This is a genomic window from Paenibacillus mobilis (genome assembly GCF_058267595.1).
In genome coordinates, this window is sequence record NZ_JBZCMS010000024.1 from 1 (window position 1) to 1,423 (window position 1,423).

At 52.4% G+C, this 1,423-nt stretch carries 2 tRNA genes and 3 rRNA genes; all 5 read right to left on the reverse strand.

Annotated elements, in window-relative coordinates:
• A 23S ribosomal RNA gene (locus AC3ZPD_RS22810) occupies positions 1-121 on the reverse strand; the annotation flags it as partial.
• Positions 122-353: 232 nt separating this feature from the next.
• Positions 354-429, reverse strand: a tRNA-Ala gene (locus AC3ZPD_RS22815).
• A gap of 95 nt (positions 430-524) precedes the next feature.
• A tRNA-Ile gene (locus AC3ZPD_RS22820) sits at positions 525-601 on the reverse strand.
• 34 nt (positions 602-635) lie between these two features.
• A 5S ribosomal RNA gene (rrf, locus tag AC3ZPD_RS22825) occupies positions 636-752 on the reverse strand.
• Between the two features lie 140 nt (positions 753-892).
• Positions 893-1,423: ribosomal RNA gene (locus AC3ZPD_RS22830) — 16S ribosomal RNA — on the reverse strand; the annotation flags it as partial.

Genomic DNA, 1,423 nt, shown 5'->3' on the forward strand with positions numbered 1-1,423 from the left:
CATTCGGACATCCCCGGATCAAAGCTTGCTTACAGCTCCCCGAGGCCTTATCGTTGTTCGCCACGTCCTTCTTCGGCTCCTAGCGCCTAGGCATCCTCCGTGTGCTCTTAGTAGCTTAACCAATTCGCTCGGATTTTGGGCCCATACGCTCTGTTGTTCCTCGGTTTCTCGATTGAAATGAATCAAGGTTGAAACCGACTCACAAAGGATCGATGGTCTCCAAAATGCCTCGCTCTGTAGTTAGCACTTCACTTGTTCTCTACGATCACAAGTTCAGCTAAAAAAGAATGTTCTAATTCGCATTTGTTGTTTCGTTATCCAGTTTTCAAGGATCAAGTTTTGATGGTATATGGTGGTGGAGCCAAGGAGGATCGAACTCCTGACCTCCTGCTTGCAAGGCAGGCGCTCTCCCAGCTGAGCTATGGCCCCATATTCTACCCCAAAAAGTGAAGTATAGCTTCGCGGTCGATTCCGAATACTTTCGGGGACCCATGCTTACAATCTTCATTTTTAGAAGTTAGGAATGGTGGGCCCTAGTGGACTCGAACCACCGACCTCACCCTTATCAGGGGTGCGCTCTAACCAACTGAGCTAAGGGCCCTAACTTTATGATTTTGTAACCCTGTAAGGGTTGCGCTTGGCGGCATCCTACTCTCCCAGGACCCTGCGGTCCAAGTACCATCGGCGCTGGAGGGCTTAACGGTCGTGTTCGGGATGGGTACGTGTGGAACCCCTCCGCCATCGCCACCAAACGCATTGCTTGAAAGAGGTTTGCTCTCTCAAAACTGACCAACGAGTGAGAAGTGAAATCTTTGCGAAGCAAAGATACTTCAAGAGCATCCTTCTTCGCGGTATTTGTACCGCTTCGCGACGGAAGCGAGGTACTCCATAGAAAGGAGGTGATCCAGCCGCACCTTCCGATACGGCTACCTTGTTACGACTTCACCCCAATCGTCTACCCCACCTTCGGCGGCTGGCTCCCCTAAGGGTTACCCCACCGACTTCGGGTGTTGTAAACTCTCGTGGTGTGACGGGCGGTGTGTACAAGACCCGGGAACGTATTCACCGCGGCATGCTGATCCGCGATTACTAGCAATTCCGACTTCATGCAGGCGAGTTGCAGCCTGCAATCCGAACTGAGACCGGCTTCTAAAGATTCGCTCCAGATCGCTCCTTCGCTTCCCGTTGTACCGGCCATTGTAGTACGTGTGTAGCCCAGGTCATAAGGGGCATGATGATTTGACGTCATCCCCACCTTCCTCCGGTTTGTCACCGGCAGTCACTCTAGAGTGCCCAGCTTTACCTGCTGGCAACTAAAGTCAAGGGTTGCGCTCGTTGCGGGACTTAACCCAACATCTCACGACACGAGCTGACGACAACCATGCACCACCTGTCTCCCCTGTCCCGAAGGAAAGGCCTATCT